General features: G+C 59.5%; 5 protein-coding genes and 1 pseudogene. 4 read left to right on the top strand and 2 right to left on the bottom strand.

Translation table 11 applies throughout. The annotated features are described in order from the left end of the window. Nucleotides 1–118 precede the first annotated feature (118 nt). Together AC1D0P_RS23410 and AC1D0P_RS23405 are read right to left on the bottom strand one after the other, a co-directional pair. Nucleotides 119–616: a hypothetical protein gene (locus AC1D0P_RS23410; RefSeq protein WP_477678930.1), complete on the bottom strand. Its 498-nt coding sequence runs from the start codon at nucleotides 614–616 to the stop codon at nucleotides 119–121. A gap of 222 nt (nucleotides 617–838) precedes the next feature. After that, nucleotides 839–1486, bottom strand: a complete 648-nt coding sequence (locus AC1D0P_RS23405) for a hypothetical protein (protein ID WP_477678929.1) — start codon at nucleotides 1484–1486, stop codon at nucleotides 839–841. A 116-nt stretch (nucleotides 1487–1602) separates the two neighbouring features. Between AC1D0P_RS23405 and AC1D0P_RS23400 the strand changes: the two genes are divergently transcribed. From AC1D0P_RS23400 to AC1D0P_RS23385, 4 genes and pseudogenes are all read left to right on the top strand, one after another. After that, entirely contained in the window at nucleotides 1603–2028 is a 426-nt protein-coding gene (locus tag AC1D0P_RS23400) for a hypothetical protein (protein WP_477678928.1), read from the top strand. 301 nt (nucleotides 2029–2329) lie between these two features. Further along, a complete protein-coding gene (locus AC1D0P_RS23395; protein ID WP_477652591.1) occupies nucleotides 2330–2605 on the top strand; it encodes a DnaJ domain-containing protein in 276 nt (91 codons plus the stop codon). Nucleotides 2606–2650: 45 nt separating this feature from the next. After that, a complete protein-coding gene (locus AC1D0P_RS23390) occupies nucleotides 2651–3220 on the top strand; it encodes a hypothetical protein (RefSeq protein ID WP_477678927.1) in 570 nt (189 codons plus the stop codon). 45 nt (nucleotides 3221–3265) lie between these two features. Beyond that, nucleotides 3266–3542: pseudogene (locus tag AC1D0P_RS23385) on the top strand (hypothetical protein); the annotation flags it as partial.

Below are 3542 nucleotides of genomic sequence, written 5' to 3'. Positions count from 1 at the left end.
GCACTAGATTGGTGTCGGGGCGCTTGCCGGAGTGGGGTTAATTCCCTGCATTGATAAGCATTAGGTGCTTGAACGGCTATGCCTTAACCATTGCTGTCAGACGGCCACCGTTTGTGCTTCAACGGCGGCAGAATGGCCCACTTTCGGTAAGCGACCCCGCAAAATCACGTTTTCTAAGACTGGATTCGCGCACCTCCGCTACTCCTTCCTGACGAGTAAGACTCACGTAGCATTGTTCCTGGTCAGAGTTGAGGGTGGCTCGATACGTCTTTCCTGCCGCTGGCACGAACGATACGATGAGACGACAGCGTGCGGTGCCTTCATAGGCGCTGAATGCAAATGCAATTTCCTTGTGGGGGTCCAGCCTCACCACACGTTCCTCCCCTTGAGCCAGGAGCTGGGTTCCCCCGAAATTCATTGGGGTCGTGCAGTTGGACGAATCCTTAAACCCATACACCTGCATATTCTGTTTGCCAGCCCTGGCGATAACCAGCTTTGCTGCATCGGGGTTTGTTGACTCTGGATAGGGATCTCGCATGGCAGCGCACCCCGCTACGCCTGCCGCGACAACGGCGATCACGGCCAGGACGATTGAATTTTTCATTTTCTTCAGCATAGGTGCCTCTTTTTTATGTGTGCTCAGCGCGACCGTGTTACACGGCACTGGCGTCGACGTCTGAGTCGACGCGTTTCTCGGCACTTGGAGCGCTTGGCTCAGAGGATGCCACAGCCACAGGCTGAGCGCGCGAGAACTGCATCCGGCGCGGGCGGCTGACATTCGGCGCACATTTTCATCTTGAGATCTGGTGTTGAAAATGACCGGCGGTCAGCCATGGCCTCAGCGCGGTTCCCCGCAAGCCTGCTGCAATGAAGGGTGGGCGCTGCTCATCATGGGATTCGGGGGAATCTGGCTGCGAATCTCGGCGGCTCGCGTGCGGGCCTGTTCTGCTCGTGCCGGGTCTCCGCCGCGTTGCCAGGCGAGTGACGCTTCTTCCAGCAGCCCGGCCACCAGCAGCGGGCTGCGCTTTTGGTAAGCGGGTTCCATTTTCGACAAGGCGGTGATGTAAGACTGGGCGGCCAGTTGAAACTGGCCGGCCTGATAAGCCACGCGTGCAGCCTCACGCACGATGCGGCCTTCTCTGAATTCATCCTTCTCGGGCATGAGGCTGTTTTGTTCACGGGCAATGGTGAGCATCTTGAGTGCCGACCCGTAGTCACGGCAGGTGTAGGCAATGGCCATTCCTGTTTCCCAGGCGACACGCGACCCCCATTCAGGAGACCAGCCAGGATTTTCCTCCAGCGTCTTCCACGCCGCCACAAACTGCTGGCGTGCCCCGGCATAGTCCATGGCATCAAACCGCTTGCGTCCGGTCATGAACTCTATTTCAGAGACTTTCCACGCCGGCTGGCTTGCCTGCGCAATGCTTTTCTCAGCGCCCACCAACAATGCTGCAGTTGCAAGCACGAGAGCCAGATACTTTTTCATGTGGAGGACCTTGAAAGAACGCATTGGCGGATGATAGCTGGCTGTAGCCTGACGGCAGCCAAGACATAATCAATTGAGCGGCCCGGCCAGGGCGCCATATCCATCAGGAGATGCCGATGGCATTCGTCAGTGAAAGAGAAGTGTCTGAGGACGACATCGTGAAGTTCAAGCTGCGTGAAATCAGCAAAGAGCCGGATGCAAAATTTTTTATGTGGACGATAGACCGGGAGCGTGACGTCTATATCCGGCCCACGGGCTATGACTGGCAGGAACCAACGCGCCAGTATTACAGCTGCTACTGGAAAGGCCGGGTCATCGACCTCGACGTACTGTTCGTTAGCGACGAGGGGAATCCAGGCGATGTGCTGCGTCAAACCTGGAGGGTGATGTCTCTGGATGGCTCTGGACGGGTCTGGCTTCCTGCGGATTTGGAGCCACTGCGAGGCGAGATAACTTCAGACCTGAAAGACGCGTTCGCGGCTCGAATCGAACATGACTACGGAAACCGCCACACGAGCTACGAATTTACCCTTCACTTCTAATGCCGAAGCAGACGGCCAAAGATCGGCGGTGACCCGGATTTCGCATGCGAAACTAATTGGAAGTTGAAGGCGCTGCAGGCGTTTTCTGCTGCGCCACGGTCTTTCCGGGCCGCACTTGCGGCCTGGCCTGCGGGCGGCAAGTGCCAAACAAGGCCATTAACCGGCCACCAGCCTGCACGGCGCCAGACAGGCATAATCCTTGATCCCTTCGCCGCGCGCGCAGGTGTATCCCCTCACTTCGTGAGCCTTTCAACATGCCGTGCAGCTCCCTGCCTGCGGTCCAGGACACAGCCACCTTCGCATGACTGATCACTACACCGCCCTCGGGCTGGACAGCGCGGCAACGCTGGCCGATGTCAAAAAAGCCTTTCGCCAGAAGGCCTCCTTCTGGCACCCGGACAAAAATGCCGACCCCGAGGCGCCCGGGCGTTTCAGGGCAGTGCAGCAGGCCTATGAGGTGCTGTCGGATGCGGACAAGCGCCAGGCCTATGACGACAACCGCCGCCGCAACCTGCTCGACAGCCCGATAGACACGGCGCGTGCCATCTGGACCGATTATTTCAACCCGCTGCTGTGACCCCGGCTGACCCAAAGAAGAACACCCCATGAAAAACCCGGCAGCATGAGCGTCTCCCCCTATTTCCTCGACCTGCGCTCGGCCTACCAGTCCGAGATGGATGACCTGCGATTCGACTCCGAGGGGCGCGACGTGTTGCACCAGCGCCTGGCCGGCAAACGCCAGGAGATGGCCTTTCTGGTCCAGATGATGGACACCAGCCCCGAGATGGTGGCGGTGGTGTTTCACCAGGGTTTTGATTTCACGGGAAAAGCCGTGATGGAGCACCTGCTCACCCACGATGTCGATGTCGATGGCTTTCCGGCCTGGGGCAGCCTGGCGGATGGTTTTGTGCTGGCGCCCTGGGCCCAGGACCTGGCGCACATCGTTCTGCAGGCGCCCGGCGGGGAGAAATTCCTGACGCTGACGGCGGGGCTGGAATACATGGCGGGCCTGCCGGTGGCCGCGTCCATGGTGAGTGCCGAAGAAGACGACGAAGACAGTGATGAGAACGGCGACGGCGCCCCGGTGATGTTTGAGGGCGATGACGAGCGTGAGCAAAGCGGCGATGCCCGGGCGCGCCACGAGGCAGGTTCCGACTGGCTGGTCCAGCAGGGCTTTGACGCCAAAGACTGATCAAAGACTGATGCAAGCAAGCATGAACTGGAAGGTAAAGCCCTGATGACAACGCATCTCGCCCTGATAGCAAAAACCCAAAGCCTGATTGCGGCCGGCGACATCGTCGGCGCCGAGGCTGCGCTGGTCGGGCTGGCCGACGCCGAAGGTGATGCAGCGCTGATGGTGGTGCTGGAGCAGTTGCCGCCCAAGGACGTCCTGGCCGTCATTCGCGAATACGACAACTCCCGGGCGTCGGTGGTCGGCCTGTTGGTCACGCCCGCGCAGTTTGCCCGCGCCGTGGTGATTGAAAAGCTCTACAAGGACTTGACCCGCACGCACC

It is taken from the genome of Polaromonas sp. P1_G2 (assembly GCF_056405515.1).
Note: the sequence above shows the minus strand (reverse complement) of the source record. Positions and strands in the feature narration are given on the sequence as shown.

What these genes read in the sequence shown, in the direction of transcription:
- AC1D0P_RS23400 (WP_477678928.1), top strand. Translation starts at nt 1,603, where the DNA reads ATGGCATTCGTCAGTGAAAGAGAAGTGTCTGAGGACGACATCGTGAAG.
- AC1D0P_RS23390 (WP_477678927.1), top strand. Translation starts at nt 2,651, where the DNA reads ATGAGCGTCTCCCCCTATTTCCTCGACCTGCGCTCGGCCTACCAGTCC.
- AC1D0P_RS23395 (WP_477652591.1), top strand. Translation starts at nt 2,330, where the DNA reads ATGACTGATCACTACACCGCCCTCGGGCTGGACAGCGCGGCAACGCTG.
- AC1D0P_RS23405 (WP_477678929.1), bottom strand. Translation starts at nt 1,486, where the DNA reads ATGAAAAAGTATCTGGCTCTCGTGCTTGCAACTGCAGCATTGTTGGTG.
- AC1D0P_RS23410 (WP_477678930.1), bottom strand. Translation starts at nt 616, where the DNA reads ATGCTGAAGAAAATGAAAAATTCAATCGTCCTGGCCGTGATCGCCGTT.